The sequence below is a fragment of the Mesorhizobium sp. M7A.F.Ca.US.014.04.1.1 genome, assembly GCF_003998745.1.
GTDB classification, from domain to species: domain Bacteria; phylum Pseudomonadota; class Alphaproteobacteria; order Rhizobiales; family Rhizobiaceae; genus Mesorhizobium; species Mesorhizobium ciceri.
Map to the genome: position 1 here is coordinate 1 of NZ_RZRW01001153.1, position 962 is coordinate 962.

General features: G+C 64.4%; 1 protein-coding gene. It reads left to right on the forward strand.

The annotated features are described in order from the left end of the window. The first annotated feature begins 92 nt into the window (after window positions 1-92). A complete protein-coding gene (gene scpB, locus EOA22_RS35235) occupies window positions 93-860 on the forward strand; it encodes an SMC-Scp complex subunit ScpB (RefSeq protein WP_027160430.1) in 768 nt (255 codons plus the stop codon). The last annotated feature ends 102 nt before the right edge of the window (window positions 861-962 follow it).

Sequence of the window (962 nt, forward strand, 5' to 3'; positions counted from 1 at the left end):
GAAGGCAAGAGGGATGTGCGGCAGGATCAGACGTTCGCGCCGATCTACCTGCGCGGCCGAACGCAGACAAGCAAGGCAGTCGAGGTGGCATCATGAGCGAACGCGCCAACGCTTCGGTTGTCCCGTTCAAGATCGGCGATGAACCCGACGAGGGCCCGCTTTCCCAGGATCCGGCCGAGCAGCAGCTACAAAACCCGGCCGAGCGACTGCATCTGGCCGAGGCTGTGCGCATGGCCGAGGCGATCGTGTTCGCCAGCGCCGAACCCGTCAGCGAAAAGCAGCTTGCGGCACGCCTGCCGGACGGCATCAACATCGCCCTGGCCATGGCCGAGCTGCAGCAGATCTATGCGCGGCGCGGCGTCAATCTGGTGCGTGTCGGCGATGCCTGGGCGTTCCGCACCGCCGGCGACCTGGCTTTCCTGATGAGCAGGGATACCGTCCAGCAAAGGAAGCTCTCCCGCGCGGCTCTCGAAGTGCTGGCGATCATTGCCTATCACCAGCCGGTGACGCGTGCCGAGATCGAGGACATCCGCGGTGTCGAAACCTCGAAAGGCACGCTCGACACGCTGCTGGAAACGGAATGGGTGCGCATGCGCGGCCGGCGAAAGACACCCGGACGCCCGGTCACCTACGGCACGACGGAGACCTTCCTCGATCATTTCGCGCTGGAAGAGATCCGCGATCTGCCCGGCATGGAGGAACTGAAGGGGGCCGGCCTGCTTTCGGGCCGCATGCCGTCGAATTTCTCCATTCCGCAGCCGCCGGCCGATCCCGATGCATTGACCGACGACGAGGATGCGCTCACCGATATCGATCTCGAGGAACTCGGCCTGCTGACGCCGCGCGTCACGGAAGATTGACTGGCATTGGCGGCCGATCTGTCGAGGATGCGCGGATTCGTAGCGGGGCCGCCGCGTCGAAAATGCGTGACATCCGCCACCCTTTCATAAACTCTGTCGCAG